The organism is Ochrobactrum teleogrylli, assembly GCF_006376685.1.
Lineage (GTDB): Bacteria > Pseudomonadota > Alphaproteobacteria > Rhizobiales > Rhizobiaceae > Brucella > Brucella teleogrylli.
The window spans coordinates 66,020-83,364 of record NZ_VEWL01000007.1 but is presented as its reverse complement, the minus strand read 5'-3'; the positions used below and the strand labels follow the sequence as shown (position 1 = coordinate 83,364).

Here is a 17,345-nt window from a genome sequence, read left to right as displayed (position 1 = left end):
GGAGTCGGCTCGTTCGATTAGGTAGTTGTGTTGCAGGGGCCTTTTCAGCCTCGCCAGCACTTCGTTTGGCCCCGATTAAGCTAAATCGGGGGTATGGTCAAACAATCGTCGGTGTTCGCGCACGGCAAAATTGTCAGTCATCCCCGCCAGATAGTCGGCGACACGGCGCGCGCGCGACGGGATATCCAGCGTTTCGCAGCCCGATTGCCACTCGGGCGGCATGATCGACGGATCGGCAAAACAGGCATCGAAAAGGTCCTGCACAATTTTGTCCGCCGCCTGCCGACGCACCACCACGCTGTCATGAAAATAGAGGTTCTTGAACAAAAACCGCTTCAGCACCTTTTCCTCGTCGCGCATCGTCGGCGAAAACGCCACCAGCGACCGGGACTGGTTATGAATATCGGCAAGGCTTTGCGGCTGCGCGACAGCAAGGCGACGCTGCGCCTCGGCAATCACATCCTCAACCATGATGGTGATCTGCCTGCGGACCAGTTCGTGGCCGGTGCGCACCGCATCGAGATTGGGATAGCGTCCGCGCACCACATCGAGCAGCCGCTTCGTCAGGGGCACTTCGTCCAGCGCGTCGAGCGTCAACAGGCCCGCGCGCAGGCCGTCATCAATATCATGGGCATTATAGGCGATGTCGTCGGCAATCGCCGCGCATTGTGCCTCCAGGCTGGCAAAACGGCCCAATTCGAGATCGTAGCGTTCGTTGAAGTCCAGAATTGGCTGCGGCACTGGCTCATCCGAATGCACAGCATGCGGCCCGACCAGCGGACCATTATGCTTCACCAGACCTTCCAGCGTCTCCCAGGACAGGTTGAGACCATCGAAATCCGCGTAACGATGCTCAAGCTTGGTGACGATGCGCAGAGACTGGGCATTGTGATCGAAGCCGCCATAATCCTTCATGCGCTCGTTGAGCGCGTCCTCGCCGGTATGGCCAAAGGGCGTATGGCCGAAATCATGTACGAGTGCGACCGCTTCGGCGAGGTCTTCATCCAGCCGCAACGCACGGGCCAGCGCGCGCGCAATCTGCGCCACTTCAATCGTATGCGTCAGCCGCGTGCGGTAATGATCGCCCTCATGCGCAATAAAAACCTGCGTTTTGTGCTTCAGGCGACGGAAAGCGGTGGAATGGATGATGCGGTCGCGATCACGCTGAAACGGTGTGCGCGTCGGGCTTTCCGGTTCCGGCACCAGTCGTCCACGGCTTGAGGCCGGATCGCAGGCATAGGGCGCGCGTTCGCGATAACCAAAGCCTATTCCTTCCAGCGACATTGCGATGCATCCTTCACTGTAATATGATTACACCAAACATTGACTTCTATCGGTAGCGTTCATAGCTATCAGAGGAATATGAAGGCAAGTCTGCGATAATGGGCAGCAGGGGAAAATCACGCTCCAGCCCAGCAACTGCAAACGGATGAGACCGATGACAGGCATTACCGTTTCCGATTCCGCCGCAAAGCGGATCGCTAAAATTCTCAATTCCGAACCGGACAAGACCGCGCTGCGCGTTTCTGTCGAGGGTGGCGGCTGCTCCGGTTTTTCCTACAAATACGACCTCGTCGACGAACAGACCGACGACGACATCGTCATCGAAAAGCTCGGCGCGAAGGTGCTGATCGATTCGATCTCGGTTCCTTATATGGACGGCTCGGAAATCGATTTCGTTGACGATCTGATGGGACAATCGTTCCAGATCCGCAATCCGAATGCGACCGCCTCTTGCGGTTGTGGCACAAGCTTCGCGATTTAGACGGTCCAGAACGCACCGCATAAAAATAAACCGGCTGCCTCGTGGCAGCCGGTTTTGTTTTGTCAGACTTTCACCGAAGCGACCGTCGCATCGATATGGTCCACCAGCGCGTCGGGCAGACCAAGACGTCCAGCCAGCATATCGAGATAGCCACGCTCCGCCCGGCTATCGGGATCGATGGTCAAACGCGAGGCGGTGTAAAGCTCCACCTTCTGCTCTTCTGTTTGTGCGGCGGCGACCAGTGCGTCGAGATCGACGGGCTCTGCCAGTTCTTTCTGGAAAAAAGCTTCCGCATCGTCATCAAGCCCCGAAATCTGAAGCTTTTCCATGATGCGCGCGCGCTCCGCGTCGTCGATATGGCCGTCTGCCTTGGCGGCGGCGATCATGGCCTGGATCAGCGTCAGGGCAAAACTGTTGCTCATGGCTGGCGAATGCGGGTGAAAAGGAGAATCGGCGGGCGGCGGCGGAAGCAGTTCCTGCTCCTTTGCCACCGGCTGTTCCGCCGTTTGCGGCGATTGACCGGACTTGTAGTTCTTATAGGCCAGATAGCCGAGGCCGGCAATGGCCGCGATCCCGCCAACAGTGGCGACATTGCCTGCCAGCTTGCGGCCCGTCTTGGTGCCAAGAACCGCCGCGGCGATAGCGCCGGTCGCAAGCGGGTTCTTCTTGGCCAGATCACCCACCTGCCCGGCTCTGTCCTTCACGCTCCCCGACATGCCTGGTATTTGCGATCCCAAAAACTGGTCGAGAAGTTTCTTGGCGTCGAACATCGTCATCTCCTGTCTGGCTCCATTGAGTCCGAGATAGGAACGCGATGGCGACAATACAAATACAACCGGCATCGAAATATGCACTTGGCTGCAATTTCTGTGATGAGGTCTGCGCCGTGCTTGCCCTCACCCTTTCAAGCGCCTAATCATTGAGCCATGAAGATTGCTACGTGGAACATCAACGGCGTCAAGGCCCGCATCGAGAACCTTCAGCATTGGTTGAAGGAGTCTTCGCCCGATATTGCCTGCCTGCAGGAAATCAAGTCGGTGGACGAGCAGTTCCCCCGCCTTGAGCTTGAGGCGCTTGGCTATCACGTCGAGACCCATGGCCAGAAAGGCTTCAACGGAGTCGCACTTCTCTCCAAGAAGTCACCCGATGAGGTCAATCGCGGCCTGCCCGGTGATGACAGCGACGAACAGGCGCGTTTCATCGAAGGCGTCTACTCGACCGATAAAGGCGTCATCCGCGTCGTCTCGCTCTATCTGCCGAACGGCAATCCGATCGATACCGAGAAATTCCCCTACAAGCTTTCGTGGATGCGGCGTCTGGAAGCCTGGGCGAAGGATCGTCTAGCACTTGAGGAACCGCTTGTGCTGGCTGGCGACTATAATGTCATCCCCGAGCCGCAAGACGCGAAAAACCCGCAGGCATGGCTTGGCGACGCGCTGTTTCAGCCGCAATCACGGCAAGCGTTTCGCAAGCTCGAAAATCTCGGTTTCACCGATGCTATTCGAGCGGCGACCGACGATGACGGCATCTATTCATTCTGGGATTATCAGGCCGGTGCCTGGCAGAAAAACAACGGCATTCGCATCGATCATCTGATGCTCTCGCCGGAAGCGGCCAATCGTTTCGTATCGACCGATATTGAAAAACACGTTCGCGGCTGGGAAAAGCCATCCGACCACGTGCCGGTAACGGTCACGCTGTCGGTTTAAAAACGGAAAAGCTTAGAAAGACCCCTTGGTCGTCATATCGCTCGCAAGAGCCACAGCATTCCGGCGATCAGCTTCACCGACAATTGAGAAAGCCTGTTCCTGCATTTCGCGGATCCAGGTGCAATCCTCGGCGGCGCAACGCTCAGAGGCAGCCGTCATGAAAGCCAGCCCGCGCACGGTCTTGCCTGCCTGAAACAACATGTTTCCAAGCATGGCCTGAGCGCTGACATTGCCTTTATTCGCAGCCAGCTGGAACCAGCGCGCAGCCTGAACCGAATTGCGCTCTCCGCCCTCACCGGACAGAAGCATCTTGCCAAGTTCAAACTGGGCGGCAGAGTCACCGAAATTCGATGCAGCTTGCACGTAAAGATCGCGGGCGACACCAAGATTGGCGCGTACCGGCGAACCCGGAATGCCGCGTTTCACATAGCCAGCCAGCGCGACCAGCGCGTCAGCGACATAGGAATCGTTCTCGGAACCCGGTTCGGAACCCTCACGCACGATCTTTTCGAAAATCTTGTAGGCTTCGTAATCGTTTTCCGCCACGCCGTCGCCATCGGCATACATGCGCGCCAGTTTCCACTTTGCACCCTGATGACCACGCTCGGCGGCATAACGCAGCGCCTTGATCGCCTCGTCTTTGTGACCGTTCTTATAGGCGGAGAAGCCGAACTTGAAGAGTTCAAACGGGCTGCGCGACTTTTCGGAATCGTCGTTCAGATCAAAAGCAAAGGCACTGTTGCAGGCGATGGCCAAACCAACAGCCATGGCAATAACAGGATATGAAAAACTACGACTACGCATCACAACGCCGGTCTTTCACAATAGTTGGCACAAATCGTGTAGAAAGATTTCATTACAGGCAGAATAGCCACGCTTTTCGTCAAGACTGAGACCCGATCTTGGCCGAAAAAAGCCTTACCATCATTGGAAGGAATCGGAGCGGCGGCGGCAAGGTTTCCCTTGCTTGCAATCGGTGTGCTCTGCAACAACGCGCTCTTGCTCATTCCTGCCTAATCCTGCGGGAGCCTTCGCTCCAGATTGTTTGACGGCTTTTGCCTTTCCTTGACGGATGATGTCCCTTTGTGGCGGGAAATAGGCAAAAATGACCGTAGTTCTTTCTAACCTAAAGTAACGGTAAAGACTGTTGCCGTTTGACAACAAACCGATTGTTGTTGATCCCTTTGAATATGCTCCCCATGGAACAGAACGCTGACGATTGTTTCCGTCTGAGGGTCGCATAAAATAGAACGCCTATGACACCGACGATTGCAACCAACCGGATCCCATGCGCAATTACAGACGCCCCTATCGGCGCCCCAATAGGCGAAACAACTCCGGCACCCGCAAAAGCGGAATGGGAGGTCTTCGCAGCATCATACTGACTTTATTGTTCTTTTCAGCCATCGTTATCGGCATTTCATACTTGCCGAATGAAAAGCGCCCGACCGAAACGCGCGATGGCTCGGTCTATGTCATAGATGGGGATACGGTAATCATAAACAAGGTGCATATTCGCCTGAAGGGTATCGACGCACCGGAGATGGCACAGAGCTGCGAGCGAAACGGCAATAGTTACGATTGCGGCAAGGAAGCTCGCAATTTCTTGCGGGCAAGAATCGGAAGGGCACCGATTCGCTGCGAGACCGAGGGCTTTGACCGTTATGGCCGCGACCTGGCGCGTTGTTATCTCGGAGAAACCGACCTCAATGGCTGGATGGTGCAGCAGGGTTGGGCGCTTGCCTATGGCGATTATGACCGCGAGGAAACAGACGCCCGCCGCAACAGCCGTGGCATGTGGGCAGGGCGTTTCGAGAAGCCCTCGTCATGGCGGAAGGAAAATCCGCGCGAGGATAAGGATGCGCAGACGGGGAGCGAGACCTCATCGCTGGACCGCAATAGTATCGACGCTTTCGTTTACTATATTAAGGAGCGTATCGCCGCCTTCATCGACCGTTTCCAATGACGACATCCCGAAATCCGGAGCGAAGCTTCGTGGAAGACCTGATCACGCTCAGCCAATCGATCAAAGCCTGCCGCATCTGCCGCGATGAGCCGCTGTTTCAGCCACCGCTGCCACATGAGCCCAATCCTGTCTGTATTGTCTCCAATACGGCGCGTGTCGCGATCTGCGGTCAGGCGCCGGGTATCCGCGTGCACAATACGTCCCTGCCCTTTAACGATCCTTCCGGCGACCGCCTGCGGCAATGGCTTGGAACGACCCGTGAGGAGTTTTATGATTCGGCCAGGTTTGCCATCGTTCCCATGGGCTTCTGCTTTCCCGGCTATGACAAGCATGGCGGCGACCTGCCCCCGCGCCGCGAATGCCGTATGACTTGGCATGACCGGGTCTTTGCTTCCATGCCGCAATTGGAGTTCGTTCTGGTAGTGGGGCAATATGCGCTGGCTTACCACTTGCCCGACTATCGCGGACGCAACCTGACCGAAACAGTGAAGAACTGGCGTCACTTCATTGAAACGCCCAACAAGGCAGGACGGATCGTGCTTCCGCTGCCTCATCCTTCCTGGCGAAACAGCGGCTGGCTGAAACGCAATCCATGGTTCGATGAAGAGGTTGTGCCTATTGTTCAGGCAAAAGTGCGAAGCCTCATCTGCGACGATAAATAAATTTTACTGGATTGCTTCTCATAAGAATATTTTTCCTGTAACTTCTGCCGATAGCACATCATAAGGTATGACGTTTCGCACACTCGTAAAGTTCGGGAAACGATTTCTAAAACCGGGAACGGAAACGCATGGACAGGCTCGACAGAAAAATACTGCGCTTATTGCAGGAAGACGCAACATTGGCAGTGGCAGACGTTGCCAAGAAGGTTGGCCTTTCCACAACGCCTTGCTGGCGTCGTATCCAGAAGCTTGAAGAAGATGGTGTCATCAAGCGCCGTGTGGCGATCCTCGATCCGATCCGCGTCAATGCGCGTGTAACGGTGTTCGTATCGGTGCGCACCAGCTCGCACAGCCATGAATGGCTGAAGCGCTTCTCGGAAGTGGTGCAGGAATTCCCTGAGGTTATCGAATTCTACCGCATGAGCGGCGATGTCGATTATCTTCTGCGTGTCGCTGTACCGGATATTGCGGCCTATGACGCCTTCTACAAGCGCCTGATCAGCAAGATCGAAATCCGCGACGTGTCGTCATCCTTCGCGATGGAGCAGATCAAGTACACGACCGAGCTGCCGCTCGACTACATGGTGCTGGATAAGGAAAATAATTGACCTCCCAGTCTTTGAAATGAAAATGAAAAGCCCGGCAGCGCCGGGCTTTTTGTTGTTGTTAGTGCTTCGCGGAGGCTACACCGGCCTGCTCGAAGGTTGCCATGCCGCTATGGCATTGTGCCGCCGCCTTGACGATGCTGGCGGCGAGTGCGGCACCGGTGCCTTCACCCAAACGCATGCCGAGATCGAGTAGCGGCTCCTTGCCAAGCTTTGCCAGCAGCAGACGATGCCCCGGCTCAGCCGACACGTGGCCGAACAGGCAGTGATCGATTGCTTCCGGATTTGCCGCATAGAGTATCGCCGCAGCCGAAGAGGCGACGAAACCGTCGATAATGACCGGGATTTTTTCCATGCGAGCGGCCAGAATTGCGCCTGCCATGGCTGCAATTTCACGCCCGCCGAGGCGGCGCAGCACTTCAAGCGGATCTTTCAGATGCGCCTGATGCAACGCAACCGCCTGACGAACGGCTGCAAGTTTGCGCTGCAACAGATCACCCGTAGAACCTGTGCCCGGCCCCACCCAGTCTTCCGCCGTGCCACCAAACAAAGCGAGCGCGATAGCCGCCGCAATGGTCGTGTTGCCGATACCCATTTCACCGATGCAGAGAAGATCGGTGCCGCCGGCAATCGCCTCCATGCCGAAAGCCATGGTCGCCGCGCAGGTGCGCTCATCCATGGCCGGTTCTTCGGTGATGTCTGCCGTCGGATGCTCCAGCGCCAGATCGAAAACCTTCAGGCCCAGATCATTGGCAATGCAGATCTGGTTGATAGCCGCACCACCTGCCGCAAAATTCTCAACCATCTGCGCCGTGACGCTCGACGGAAATGGCGTAATGTTCTTTGCCGTGACACCGTGATTGCCAGCAAACACCGCGACCAGCGGGCGGTTGATCTGCGGCGTGCGCTTTCCGGTCCATGCGGCGAGCCAGGCTGCGATGTCTTCAAGACGCCCCAGCGAACCGGCAGGCTTGGTCAGAGTTACCTCGCGCTCGCGCACGGCCCTTTCCGCACCCAGATCGGGACCGGGCAGATTGCGGATCAGTTCACGAAAATCGTCAAAAGGAAGGCCACTGGCGCTCATATCGTTCAGTCCAATCGATCATGGGAGATGCAAATCTGTTTGGCACGTCCTATAAGCACTGACACAATTTTTCAAATCACCTCTTCGAGCCAATGGCCCTTGAGGCGAAATATCGCGAGCCCCGAACCCTTCTTTGGGCGATAAAGTGTTGCGGAGCAGTCGTTTGCAGAAAAATGGTTTCATAGGCGATACAATCCGGTCGCTCGGCTTTCTGAGCCGTCTGCCGCTTCCGCGAAGCTGGTTTGAAAACACGGACGATTCGCTATTGCGCAATGCACGCGCCTTCCCGCTTGCCGGTGCTGTGCTGGGCCTGCTTGCAGGCATCGCGCTGATGGTCGCCAATTCACTGCATCTGCCGGCCCTCGCCTGCGGGTTTATCGTAATCGGCGCGCTGGCAGCCATGACCGGCGCGCTGCATGAAGACGGCCTCGGCGACACGGCTGATGGCTTCTTCGGCGGCGCAACGCCGGACCGTCGGCTCGATATCATGAAGGATTCGCGCATCGGCACGTTTGCCGCCCTCACGCTCATCACGTGGGTGGGCATCAAGGCTTCGCTTCTGGCCGCTATTATAGAGCGCGCAGGCCCCGGCTATGCATTGCTTGCGCTCATCGCCTGCGAAGCGGCGAGCCGTTCGGCCATGCTCGCCTTCTGGCATAGCCTGCCCTCCGCCCGCCCCGGCGGGCTTGCGGACAGCGTTGGTGCGCCAAGTTGGGAAACGGTCGTTTGCGGCGCGGCGCTGGGTTTCGTTATTCTGGCGGCGGGGCTGATCCCTTCAGGCGGCGTCCCGTCCGTCATCAATGCGCTTGTTCTTGTGACGCTGCTGCTTGTCGGTTTCGCCCGGCTGTGCATGTCGAAAATCGGCGGGCAGACGGGCGATACTTTGGGCGCTGCGCAACAAATCGCGTCGCTTGCGGTGTTGATCGGGCTTGTCATGGCCCTGTAATGCAACCACATTTCATGCATGAACACGGCGACAATCAAATCACCCTGCATATTGATATGCACGATGGACGCAGAAACCGGCTTTTGTCTCGGTTGCGCGCGCACGCTTGATGAAATCACGCGCTGGTCCCGGATGAGCGCCGAAGAGCAGATCACGGTGCTATCGCTTCTGCCCGACCGGCATGAAATTCTCATTGAAAAGAAAGTAGGCTGATGGGGCGTTTCTTCTGGCTCGTTATTGCCGCTGTCGCAATTGTCGCTCTGCTGCTGATGTCCAATAATGACAGCGGCACCACGATGGGGCTCGACAATGATGTCTTCGCCCGCGCAGCCTATCTTGGCATATGGGGCGTGGTTCTCGCCGCCGGTCTGCTCGGCTCCGGCATCAAGCTTTCGGATTTCGCACGTAATATGGCGGTCTGGGCGGTGATTATTCTCGGTCTCGTTGCAGGCTATCAGTACCGCTACGACCTTCAGGATGCTGCCAGCCGAATTACCGCAGGCCTTATTCCCGGCAGCCCGATTTCCGGACGAAACGCCGAAGGGTCGCTGACCGTCACACTCGCCAAAGCCGCCAATGGCCATTTCGAAGTGAATGGTCGCGTCAACGGCGCGCGCGTGCATTTTCTGGTCGATACGGGCGCATCTTCCGTCGTGCTCTCACAGCAAGACGCGGAGCGCGCGGGTCTGGATACCGCGTCGCTCAACTATAATGTCCCGGTGATGACAGCCAATGGCACCGCTTCCGCCGCCAGCATCACTATCGCGAATTTGCAAATCGGCAACATCGAACGCCAAAACATCCGCGCCATGGTCACCAAGGAAGGCCTCATGACCGGCAGCCTGCTCGGCATGAATTTCCTGCAGACGCTGGGCGGCTTTACGGTGCGCGGCGATCAGTTGATCCTGATCGATTAAGCCGCTTCGGCACTGGCTTCGGTTACAACAGCATAGGCTTCACGCAGCACAGCGCTGGTAGCATCCGGCTTCGTCGCGTCGGTGGACAGCATCTGGCGCCAGCGGCGTGCCCCCGGCAGGCCGCTGAACAGGCCCACCATATGGCGGCTGACATGGGAAAGCCTGCCGCCCGATGCGATATGCCGGTCGGTATAGTCGCACATGGCTTCGATAATATCCGCCATTTCAACCGCGACAGGTTCATCGCCAAACAGACGGGCATCCACTTCAGCCAACAAAGCGGGATTGTGATAGGCAGCGCGTCCGAGCATCACACCATCCATCTGTTCCAGATGCGTTTTGGCTTCATCAAGCGTGGTAATACCGCCGTTGATACCGAAGAAAACATCGCCAAGACGCTGCTTCAGGCGATAGACACGATCATAATCCAGCGGCGGAATTTCGCGGTTTTCCTTCGGTGACAGCCCTTTCAGCCACGCCTTGCGTGCATGCACCCACAAGGCGTCGGCGCCTGCGGCAAGCGCCAGATCGACCAGCGCATCGAGCGCCACTTCCGGGTCCTGATCATCGACGCCGATACGACACTTGACCGTGACCGGCACGGAAACAGCCGCCTTCATCGCTTCGACACAGCGCGCCACGACTTCGGGCGTCTGCATCAGGCAAGCGCCGAACGTGCCCGACTGGACGCGATCCGATGGGCAGCCGACATTGAGGTTGATCTCGTCATATCCAAAGCCGATCCCGATCTTTGCCGCTTCTGCAAGCTTCACCGGATCGGACCCACCGAGCTGCAAGGCGATTGGATGTTCTGCCGCATCAAAACCGAGCAGACGATCGCGCGGACCATGGATCGCCGCATCCGCCACAACCATTTCCGTATAAAGCAAAGCGCGCTTCGAAAAGAGCCGGTGAAGATACCTGCAATGTCTGTCACTCCAATCGATCATCGGCGCAACGGCGAAGCGATAGTCCGGATAGTTGCGATTTTTCGACGGTACATCAGTCATTTAGGCATAAATCCTGAGAAGGCGATTCATGGAGCGTTTCAGAGCAATCGGCTCGATTGCAGGCAATTTGGTCCCAATCTGGCACTGGAACGGCGCAAAAAGCCACAGTTGGGCAAAATGTTCAAGTTTTGCGGGTTGGGTTTCGCTTTGCACCTATATAGGAGTTTATCGCGTTCAGCGCCAACCAGCGCCGTTATATGCCAAAGACTGTGACTTTGGTCGCATTTGCGCATTATGATCGCGTACTAAAGCATTTCTTCCGATTCTTTTCTCATTCATTCAAGGAAATCCGGCGTGTCCTCCCTTTCTCCCTTCGGCAAAACCTTCGATGCCTTCCTGTTTGACATGGACGGCACGATCCTCAGCTCCATTGCGGCGACAGAGCGCGTCTGGGGAGAATGGGCCAAGCGCCACGGGATCGATCCGGTTACATTTCTGCCGACCATTCATGGCGTACGCGCAGTCGATACCGTTCGCCGCCTTGATCTCGGCCTTGACCCCGATCAGGAAGCGGCGATCCTGCTGGAAGCTGAAATGGCCGATCTGGATGGTATCGTTCCGATCGACGGTGTCTGCGATTTTCTGAAGGCCCTACCGGAAGATCGCTGGGCGATTGTCACATCCGCCCCGCTTGAGCTGGCCCGACGCCGCATCAAGGCAGCCGGACTGCCGCTGCCGAAAACCATTGTTTCGGCAGAAGATGTCGAGCGCGGCAAGCCGAGCCCCGAATGCTTCCAGCTGGGCGCAAAGAAGCTTGGTTTCGATCCACATCGCTGTCTGGTGTTCGAAGACGCTCCGGCTGGCATCGTCGCAGGCGAAACGGCTGGCGCTTGCGTGGTCGTCGTCACGGCAACGCATCCACATTCACCGCAGACCTCGCATCGCAGCATAAACAGCTATCGCGAGTTCGAGTTGAACGTGGCCGACGACGGCAAGCTTAGCCTTGCCGCAGCAGAGCCGATGCCGGTTGGATAAGCGCGACGAAATTCTGGTTATGGCGACCCGAAAATGGTGGAGTTCGAGAACCGGAGCGGAGTGTACTTGAAGCATGGTCCCGAAAAGTTGCAGACTTTTCGGGTAAGACCATGCGTCGAATAAAGTTACATGAGCACCGGAAGCGCAGAACAACGCCATTTGCAGGCCGTCAGAGCCGGAATTAAATGACCCGCCGCCCCTCGCGCCAGACCGTCTTGATAATAGGCACATGGTCGGCCACCTGAAGGCGTACCAGATCGGCGCGCTTGCCTTCGGCAATTTCGCCGCGATCATCGAGACCCACAGCCTGTGCGGGGTTCTTCGAAACCAGACGAATAGCCTGCGGAAGTGAAATTCCATCAAGCACATCGGCCAGAAAGAATGCCGACTGCATCATGCTGGCCGGAATATAATCCGACGAGATGATGTCGAGATGCCCGGCTTCAACCAGTTCGCGCGCGGAAACATTGCCCGAATGCGAGCCACCGCGAACCACATTCGGTGCGCCCATCAGCACCGACATGCCAGATTCTTTCGAAGCTCTGGCCGCGGCATGAGTGGTCGGAAACTCGGCCACGCGAATGCCCTGTTCGCGCGCTTCGGCGACGTGATCCAACGTTGCATCGTCATGACTTGCGAGGATTACGCCGCGCTCGTGGCAAAGATCGGCAATCGCCTTGCGGGTCTTGGCGGAATATTGCTGCGACTGGCCGATGCGGCGGTCGCAGTAAATCCGGAACTCTTCTTCCGACAGCTTGTTCTTGCCCAGGAAGTAGGCCTTGTAGGCGTCCAGATTGGTGAATTGGCGCTGTCCGGGCGCGTGATCCATCAGCGAGACCAGCCTGATCAACGGATGACTGCCAAAGCGTTCAAAGGCCGAAAGACAATCCGGCGCGGAAACTTCGCAGCGCATGTGCAGGAAATGGTCGGCACGGAGCCGTCCCGCCGCACGACCTTCCGCTATTGCCGTGGAAAGCTTGAGCATATCATCGATGCCCGTTGGCGCATCGTCATCCAGACCTATGCGCAAGGCGTCGAATACGGTGGTAATGCCGGAAGCAGCAATCTGCGCATCATGCGCCTGCACGGCGGCAATCGGGTTCCAGCGCACTTTCGGGCGCGGTGCATAATGCCCTTCCAGATGGTCGGTATGCAGTTCGATCAGCCCCGGCGTCAGGAAGTCGCCTTCCATATCCTCGCCGACCGCTGACGGACCGCTGGCAATATCTGCGATTTTACCATCGACGAGCTTGATCGATCCGTCGATAACATCGTCTGCGAGAACGATACGCGCGTTGCGCAGGATAGTTTCATTGGTCATCGCTTACGGCCTCCCCACTGCCCGCTGGGTGCGCGTCTTCGTGGTTCCGCCTGTCAGCGGATGCAGCGAATGGATCTCGAAGGGCGCGCCCTTCTCAGGTTCCACAAACAGAGCGAGATTCGCAACCTCGACCGGGTCGTTCAGCAATGGCGCAAAGAATTCTTCCAGCCTGCGCTCGATCCTGGCGCGGTCACCTTCCGCGACAGGACCCGTGAGCGTCATATGGAAACGGAACTCTTCAAAAACGTATGGATAGCCCCAGCGCTCCAGATTGTGACGCTGCGCTTCGCTCAGGCGTTCAGGGCGGCGCTTGGCAATTTCAGCTTCGTTGAGCGGCGCGCGGAAGCGGTCCAGCGCGACGACAACATCATTGGCGAGTTGGTTCAATGCCGTGACAGGTTCATGCGGCACCAGCGCGAAGAACGGCCCGATGGCCTGAAGCTTCAGGCGTGGAATGACGACCGGCTCGACCGACGAGGCAAAATGCATCAATGCGGACAGGAGTTCGCTTTCCGTCTGATTGTCGTTCAGGCGAAACGGCGCTTTCATCGTGGCGTGGAAACCGTAACGACGCGGCTCTTCAGTCAGCGATGCGATCTCTTCCGTCCCAAGGGAGCGAATCGCCGGCAGCTTGACCGGCTCACCGCTAAAGGCGTTACGCCCCAGCCAGTTAGCCGCAACCTTCAAAAGCGCATCGCTGGAAGGCGGCGTGAAATAGATTGCGTAACGCATTTCAAATCCTTGGTCTGTAACGGTGTCTCACCCCAGCACGGCGCGGGATCGTTACACAACGAATGTGGCAAGTCGATAAAGCCTGTATGACAATGATGGAAGACAACTGACAAAGCGATTTTACATCACAGAAAATTGGTATAGGCGTCTGTAATCGATTTGAGGAGAAAAAGATGAGCGGTTTCGCGTCTATCGGCGAGTGCATGATTGAACTTTCGGGCGGCGAAGGCGACCAGTGGCGCATGGGTTTTGCTGGCGATACGCTGAACACCGCCTGGTATGTTCGCGCGCTGACAGACAGAGCGTTTCCGGTCGACTATGTGAGCGCATTCGGCGAAGACAATTTCTCGCAGAAACAGCGCGTTTTCTTTTCGTCCAACGGCATCGGCATTGCCCATAGCCCGGTGATTGCCGGTGTACATCCGGGCCTTTATGCCATCACGCTGAGCGGCGCAGAACGGTCCTTCACCTATTGGCGCAGCGATGCCGCTGCGCGCCGTCTGGCCAGCGACAGAGCCGCGCTAGAGCAAAGCCTTTCCGGGCGCGACATCATCTATTTTTCCGGTATTTCGATCGCCATCGTCCTGCCGGAACATCGCGAAACCTTTTTCGACGTGCTGCGCCAATGCCGCGCTGCCGGATCGCGGATCGCTTTCGATCCGAATTTCCGTCATCAACTCTGGCCGGATCGCAAGGCAGCGCAGGAGATCATAAGTGAAGCGATGCGCCTTGCCGATATCGCTCTGCCGACTTTTCCGGATGAACAAGCGCTTTTCGGCGACACCAATGCCGAGGCCTGCGCCGAGCGCCTCATCAGCCTTGGCGTGAAGGAAGTTGTCGTCAAGGACGGCACCGAACCCGCCCTGGTTGCAGCCGGTGGCGAACAGACACTGGTTCCTGCCGTTTTCGCCAATGCCGTGGACACGACCGGCGCTGGCGACAGCTTCAACGGCGCCTATCTTGTCGCGCGCATGGAAGGGCTTTCACCCGTCGAAGCCGCGCAGAAGGCCCATGCCGTCGCGGCCCGTGTGGTGGAAACGCGCGGCGCGCTCACGCCCATGGAAACAGCGCGCGCCGCTTATGCCGGATAGCATCCATTAGTCCCGGGTGAAGGCGAAACGGCTCTCCTGAGCGTAGATTTCGCCCGGGCGCAGAATGGCCTGCGGGAAATAGGGATATTCGAGCGAGCCGGGCCAAATTTGCGGCTCGAGGCAGAAGCCCGCATGTTTCCCGTAAGGCTTACCCGTCAGGCCGATGCAATCATTGGCCATCGTATTGCCGGCATAGAACTGGACGCCCGGTTCTGTCGTCAGCACATCCATACGCACACCGGACTTCGCGGCCTTGACAGAAGCGCAGAGCCGCAACGGCACACGCGCCGCAGAAAGACAGAAATTGCTGTCATATTCGACCTGCTTGCCGTTTTCGGCATGGCGGATCAGGCGATAATCGCGGAAATCATATGCCGTGTCCTTGACCGGCAGAACGCGCCCGTCTGGAATCAGCGCTTCATCCACCGGCATATAAGCGTCGGCCACAATCTTCAGCTGATGGTCGAGGATGTCGCTTTCGCCGCCGTCGTCCAGATTGAAATAGCTGTGGTGCAGAAGATTGCAGATCGTCGGCTTGTCGGTCACGGCTTCCAGCCGCACGATCAAGGCGCCATTGCCATTCAGCATATAGGTGCAGCTGATTTTGAGATTGCCGGGAAAGCCCATTTCGCCATCTTCGGCAACGGTTGCAAGCGTGACATAATCCGCACCGCTGCCGGTGACTTTCCAGACGCGATTGCCGAGGCCCTTGCTGCCACCATGGAGATTATGGCGGCCGAGATAGTTTGGCTCCACCTCGTAAGTCTTTCCGTCCAGCACAAAGCGCGCATCACGAATACGATTGGCCGAGCGACCAGCAATCGCGCCCAGATGCGACGAGTGGGCCGGATAATCATCAAAATTCTGGTAACCGATCACCAGCGGCGCATCATGCCCGGCAAGACGCAGATCTTGAATGGCCGCGCCCCAGGTGATGATCTTGGCCGTGAGCGGCCCGTTGGAGATGGTCAGCCGGTGAACCGCCTGCCCGTCTGGAGCTTGTCCGAAAATTTCCGATGTCACGTCTGCCGCCTGTAAAAGTATGATTTATGGGAACCGCATCAAGCCGCATCGCACGCTCTTAAGCAAGAGGGTTGCTGCTTGATCGCAATCGATTCCTCCGATATTTTTTACATCTATTTCTGTGATAGCGTACAGTATACAGCGCCCATACTTACTTTATATTTCTAATATAAATTAATAAAGGTATTGATATGCGTTCAAACTTCTCGACGATTATGCCCTATATATTTCAGGAAGAAGGCGGCTACGTCGACAATCCGGCTGATCCGGGCGGCGCAACCAATATGGGTATTACTATCGGCACTCTTTCGAAATGGACAGGTCATTCCGAGTCTGCTCAAGACGTCAAAAATCTTACAAAAGACGCTGCAACGGAAATCTACAAAAAGCAGTATTGGGACAAGATCGATGGCGACAGTCTTCCCTCAGGCGTTGACTATGCCATGCTGGACTTCGCGGTCAATTCAGGCCCGGGTCATGCGATCAAGATGTTGCAGCAAATACTTGGCGTTCTTCAGGACGGGTTTCTCGGGCCAGCAACATTTGCCGCACTTTCCGCCCGCTCCCCGCAAGACCTGATCGACAGACTTTCCGATGAACGCGCAGCCTGGCTCAGAGGACTGGCCGCCGCCGCGACCTTTGGCAAAGGCTGGCAGGCTCGTGTCGAACGTGTGCGAACACGCGCGCTGGCGCTGGCGGAAAAGCCAATCAACGATATCGACGCCGCTCATTCGGCAGGTATTTCGTTCCCGCACTCCTATGAACCGGCATATAAGGGGGCCCCGGAGGCTGAACAGCAGAACGCGTCCATAACCACCACGTTGCAACAGCCGGGATTGCTTGGCACGCTGGCCAGCATCATCTCGGGGCTCGTTGCCATCATCATACAGGACGGCCCGCTGGAAACGGCGCTTGCCTGCGCGATGATAGCGCTGTCGCTCATTGGGGTGATCTATTTCGTCAAGCGCTAAAAAAGCCACCAAAACGAGCCATATGAAGTGATTTCAAAAAATTGAGATTGCCTTTATGTTGCGCTTCGCTTGTCTCGTATCTTATATGCGCATCGAATGCCCGGTGATCTTGAAAGTAATATGACTTTCCTCGTGACCGGAAAAACGCTAGACACGCGCATACAGAGCATTTCCAGCAAATGTGCCCGGCACTTTTGCTGGCAGCGGAATGCGACGAAAAAATCAGATGCCTATAATTCGCGGCATCATCAGGAATAAAGGAATCGAAACTTGTCCTCTACTTTTGACAAAGTCGCCGACATCATCGCCGAAACCAGTGAAATCGATCGTGACACCATCACGCCGGAAAGCCACACCATCGACGATCTGGGCATCGACAGCCTCGACTTCCTCGACATCGTCTTCGCTATCGACAAGGCTTTCGGCATCAAGATTCCGCTTGAGCAGTGGACGCAGGAAGTGAACGAAGGCAAGGTTCCGACCGAAGAATACTTCGTGCTGAAGAACCTCTGCGCCAAGATCGACGAGCTGGTTGCGGCCAAGAAGGCCTGAGCTCGCTGAAAAATTG

Annotated in this window: 21 protein-coding genes; 12 read left to right on the top strand and 9 right to left on the bottom strand. The window is 56.9% G+C overall.

Features of this window, described 5'->3' with window-relative positions; genetic code table 11:
• Positions 1–75 precede the first annotated feature (75 nt).
• Positions 76–1,284, bottom strand: a complete 1,209-nt coding sequence (locus FIC94_RS12810) for a deoxyguanosinetriphosphate triphosphohydrolase (protein WP_140025122.1) — start codon at positions 1,282–1,284, stop codon at positions 76–78.
• Positions 1,285–1,438: 154 nt separating this feature from the next.
• Here FIC94_RS12810 and erpA point away from each other — a divergent pair, with 154 nt between their 5' ends.
• On the top strand, positions 1,439–1,765 hold the full coding sequence (erpA, locus tag FIC94_RS12805; protein WP_078338486.1) for an iron-sulfur cluster insertion protein ErpA: 327 nt from the start codon (positions 1,439–1,441) through the stop codon (positions 1,763–1,765).
• A 62-nt stretch (positions 1,766–1,827) separates the two neighbouring features.
• Here the strand turns inward: erpA and FIC94_RS12800 are convergent, their stop codons facing one another.
• Positions 1,828–2,535 (bottom strand): tellurite resistance TerB family protein, encoded by a 708-nt coding sequence (locus FIC94_RS12800; RefSeq protein ID WP_109368853.1) that lies wholly within the window; start codon positions 2,533–2,535, stop codon positions 1,828–1,830.
• 156 nt (positions 2,536–2,691) lie between these two features.
• On the opposite strand from FIC94_RS12800, the gene xth reads away from it, so the two are divergent.
• Positions 2,692–3,474, top strand: coding sequence for an exodeoxyribonuclease III (gene xth / locus FIC94_RS12795; protein ID WP_140025121.1), 783 nt, complete (start codon positions 2,692–2,694; stop codon positions 3,472–3,474).
• 12 nt (positions 3,475–3,486) lie between these two features.
• Here the strand turns inward: xth and FIC94_RS12790 are convergent, their stop codons facing one another.
• Together FIC94_RS12790 and FIC94_RS12785 are read right to left on the bottom strand one after the other, a co-directional pair.
• Positions 3,487–4,278, bottom strand: a complete 792-nt coding sequence (locus tag FIC94_RS12790) for a tetratricopeptide repeat protein (RefSeq protein ID WP_109368851.1) — start codon at positions 4,276–4,278, stop codon at positions 3,487–3,489.
• The gene (locus FIC94_RS12785) at positions 4,278–4,481 is read right to left on the bottom strand and encodes a hypothetical protein (protein WP_140025120.1); all 204 of its coding nucleotides are present in this window, start codon (positions 4,479–4,481) and stop codon (positions 4,278–4,280) included. The genes FIC94_RS12790 and FIC94_RS12785 overlap by 1 nt, the downstream gene beginning before the upstream one ends.
• A 350-nt stretch (positions 4,482–4,831) precedes the next feature.
• Between FIC94_RS12785 and FIC94_RS12780 the strand changes: the two genes are divergently transcribed.
• The 3 genes from FIC94_RS12780 to FIC94_RS12770 all read left to right on the top strand — a co-directional run bounded on the left by FIC94_RS12780 (position 4,832) and on the right by FIC94_RS12770 (position 6,710).
• On the top strand, positions 4,832–5,440 hold the full coding sequence (locus FIC94_RS12780; protein ID WP_235892005.1) for a thermonuclease family protein: 609 nt from the start codon (positions 4,832–4,834) through the stop codon (positions 5,438–5,440).
• Positions 5,437–6,102 carry a uracil-DNA glycosylase family protein gene (locus FIC94_RS12775; protein ID WP_140025118.1) on the top strand — a complete coding sequence of 222 codons (666 nt, stop codon included), beginning with the start codon at positions 5,437–5,439 and terminating at the stop codon, positions 6,100–6,102. Before FIC94_RS12780 ends, FIC94_RS12775 begins: the two co-directional genes overlap by 4 nt.
• Positions 6,103–6,230: 128 nt before the next feature.
• Positions 6,231–6,710, top strand: coding sequence for an Lrp/AsnC family transcriptional regulator (locus FIC94_RS12770; protein ID WP_078338480.1), 480 nt, complete (start codon positions 6,231–6,233; stop codon positions 6,708–6,710).
• Positions 6,711–6,768: 58 nt separating this feature from the next.
• On the opposite strand, the gene cobT is transcribed toward FIC94_RS12770, so the two are convergent.
• Entirely contained in the window at positions 6,769–7,791 is a 1,023-nt protein-coding gene (gene cobT, locus FIC94_RS12765; RefSeq protein WP_078338479.1) for a nicotinate-nucleotide--dimethylbenzimidazole phosphoribosyltransferase, read from the bottom strand.
• A 163-nt stretch (positions 7,792–7,954) separates the two neighbouring features.
• On the opposite strand from cobT, the gene FIC94_RS12760 reads away from it, so the two are divergent.
• From FIC94_RS12760 to FIC94_RS12750, 3 genes are read left to right on the top strand one after another with little or no spacing between them, the layout of a single operon-like run.
• On the top strand, positions 7,955–8,737 hold the full coding sequence (locus FIC94_RS12760; protein ID WP_121535937.1) for an adenosylcobinamide-GDP ribazoletransferase: 783 nt from the start codon (positions 7,955–7,957) through the stop codon (positions 8,735–8,737).
• Between the two features lie 18 nt (positions 8,738–8,755).
• Positions 8,756–8,950 carry a DUF1289 domain-containing protein gene (locus FIC94_RS12755; RefSeq protein ID WP_121535934.1) on the top strand — a complete coding sequence of 65 codons (195 nt, stop codon included), beginning with the start codon at positions 8,756–8,758 and terminating at the stop codon, positions 8,948–8,950.
• Positions 8,950–9,654, top strand: a complete 705-nt coding sequence (locus tag FIC94_RS12750) for a TIGR02281 family clan AA aspartic protease (protein ID WP_140025117.1) — start codon at positions 8,950–8,952, stop codon at positions 9,652–9,654. Before FIC94_RS12755 ends, FIC94_RS12750 begins: the two co-directional genes overlap by 1 nt.
• On the opposite strand, the gene dusA is transcribed toward FIC94_RS12750, so the two are convergent.
• Entirely contained in the window at positions 9,651–10,664 is a 1,014-nt protein-coding gene (dusA, locus tag FIC94_RS12745; protein WP_140025116.1) for a tRNA dihydrouridine(20/20a) synthase DusA, read from the bottom strand. The genes FIC94_RS12750 and dusA overlap by 4 nt on opposite strands.
• 294 nt (positions 10,665–10,958) lie before the next feature.
• Between dusA and FIC94_RS12740 the strand changes: the two genes are divergently transcribed.
• A complete protein-coding gene (locus FIC94_RS12740) occupies positions 10,959–11,639 on the top strand; it encodes an HAD family hydrolase (RefSeq protein ID WP_140025115.1) in 681 nt (226 codons plus the stop codon).
• Positions 11,640–11,820: 181 nt separating this feature from the next.
• Here FIC94_RS12740 and FIC94_RS12735 read toward each other — a convergent pair whose 3' ends face one another.
• Positions 11,821–12,960 (bottom strand): alpha-D-ribose 1-methylphosphonate 5-triphosphate diphosphatase, encoded by a 1,140-nt coding sequence (locus FIC94_RS12735; protein WP_140025114.1) that lies wholly within the window; start codon positions 12,958–12,960, stop codon positions 11,821–11,823.
• Between the two features lie 3 nt (positions 12,961–12,963).
• Positions 12,964–13,692 carry a DUF1045 domain-containing protein gene (locus tag FIC94_RS12730; protein WP_121535919.1) on the bottom strand — a complete coding sequence of 243 codons (729 nt, stop codon included), beginning with the start codon at positions 13,690–13,692 and terminating at the stop codon, positions 12,964–12,966.
• Between the two features lie 173 nt (positions 13,693–13,865).
• Between FIC94_RS12730 and FIC94_RS12725 the strand changes: the two genes are divergently transcribed.
• Complete coding sequence (locus tag FIC94_RS12725) at positions 13,866–14,783, top strand: sugar kinase (RefSeq protein ID WP_140025113.1); 918 nt, start codon at positions 13,866–13,868, stop codon at positions 14,781–14,783.
• Positions 14,784–14,789: 6 nt separating this feature from the next.
• Here FIC94_RS12725 and FIC94_RS12720 read toward each other — a convergent pair whose 3' ends face one another.
• A complete protein-coding gene (locus FIC94_RS12720) occupies positions 14,790–15,806 on the bottom strand; it encodes an aldose epimerase family protein (RefSeq protein ID WP_140025112.1) in 1,017 nt (338 codons plus the stop codon).
• 191 nt (positions 15,807–15,997) lie between these two features.
• Between FIC94_RS12720 and FIC94_RS12715 the strand changes: the two genes are divergently transcribed.
• Positions 15,998–16,777 carry a glycoside hydrolase family 108 protein gene (locus tag FIC94_RS12715; RefSeq protein ID WP_140025111.1) on the top strand — a complete coding sequence of 260 codons (780 nt, stop codon included), beginning with the start codon at positions 15,998–16,000 and terminating at the stop codon, positions 16,775–16,777.
• A gap of 270 nt (positions 16,778–17,047) precedes the next feature.
• Positions 17,048–17,329, top strand: coding sequence for an acyl carrier protein (locus tag FIC94_RS12710; RefSeq protein ID WP_078338469.1), 282 nt, complete (start codon positions 17,048–17,050; stop codon positions 17,327–17,329).
• Positions 17,330–17,345 lie beyond the last annotated feature (16 nt).

What these genes read in the sequence shown, in the direction of transcription:
- FIC94_RS12810 (WP_140025122.1), bottom strand. Translation starts at nt 1,284, where the DNA reads ATGTCGCTGGAAGGAATAGGCTTTGGTTATCGCGAACGCGCGCCCTAT.
- erpA (WP_078338486.1), top strand. Translation starts at nt 1,439, where the DNA reads ATGACAGGCATTACCGTTTCCGATTCCGCCGCAAAGCGGATCGCTAAA.
- FIC94_RS12800 (WP_109368853.1), bottom strand. Translation starts at nt 2,535, where the DNA reads ATGTTCGACGCCAAGAAACTTCTCGACCAGTTTTTGGGATCGCAAATA.
- xth (WP_140025121.1), top strand. Translation starts at nt 2,692, where the DNA reads ATGAAGATTGCTACGTGGAACATCAACGGCGTCAAGGCCCGCATCGAG.
- FIC94_RS12790 (WP_109368851.1), bottom strand. Translation starts at nt 4,278, where the DNA reads ATGCGTAGTCGTAGTTTTTCATATCCTGTTATTGCCATGGCTGTTGGT.
- FIC94_RS12785 (WP_140025120.1), bottom strand. Translation starts at nt 4,481, where the DNA reads ATGAGCAAGAGCGCGTTGTTGCAGAGCACACCGATTGCAAGCAAGGGA.
- FIC94_RS12780 (WP_235892005.1), top strand. Translation starts at nt 4,832, where the DNA reads ATGGGAGGTCTTCGCAGCATCATACTGACTTTATTGTTCTTTTCAGCC.
- FIC94_RS12775 (WP_140025118.1), top strand. Translation starts at nt 5,437, where the DNA reads ATGACGACATCCCGAAATCCGGAGCGAAGCTTCGTGGAAGACCTGATC.
- FIC94_RS12770 (WP_078338480.1), top strand. Translation starts at nt 6,231, where the DNA reads ATGGACAGGCTCGACAGAAAAATACTGCGCTTATTGCAGGAAGACGCA.
- cobT (WP_078338479.1), bottom strand. Translation starts at nt 7,791, where the DNA reads ATGAGCGCCAGTGGCCTTCCTTTTGACGATTTTCGTGAACTGATCCGC.
- FIC94_RS12755 (WP_121535934.1), top strand. Translation starts at nt 8,756, where the DNA reads ATGAACACGGCGACAATCAAATCACCCTGCATATTGATATGCACGATG.
- FIC94_RS12750 (WP_140025117.1), top strand. Translation starts at nt 8,950, where the DNA reads ATGGGGCGTTTCTTCTGGCTCGTTATTGCCGCTGTCGCAATTGTCGCT.
- dusA (WP_140025116.1), bottom strand. Translation starts at nt 10,664, where the DNA reads ATGACTGATGTACCGTCGAAAAATCGCAACTATCCGGACTATCGCTTC.
- FIC94_RS12735 (WP_140025114.1), bottom strand. Translation starts at nt 12,960, where the DNA reads ATGACCAATGAAACTATCCTGCGCAACGCGCGTATCGTTCTCGCAGAC.
- FIC94_RS12730 (WP_121535919.1), bottom strand. Translation starts at nt 13,692, where the DNA reads ATGCGTTACGCAATCTATTTCACGCCGCCTTCCAGCGATGCGCTTTTG.
- FIC94_RS12725 (WP_140025113.1), top strand. Translation starts at nt 13,866, where the DNA reads ATGAGCGGTTTCGCGTCTATCGGCGAGTGCATGATTGAACTTTCGGGC.
- FIC94_RS12715 (WP_140025111.1), top strand. Translation starts at nt 15,998, where the DNA reads ATGCGTTCAAACTTCTCGACGATTATGCCCTATATATTTCAGGAAGAA.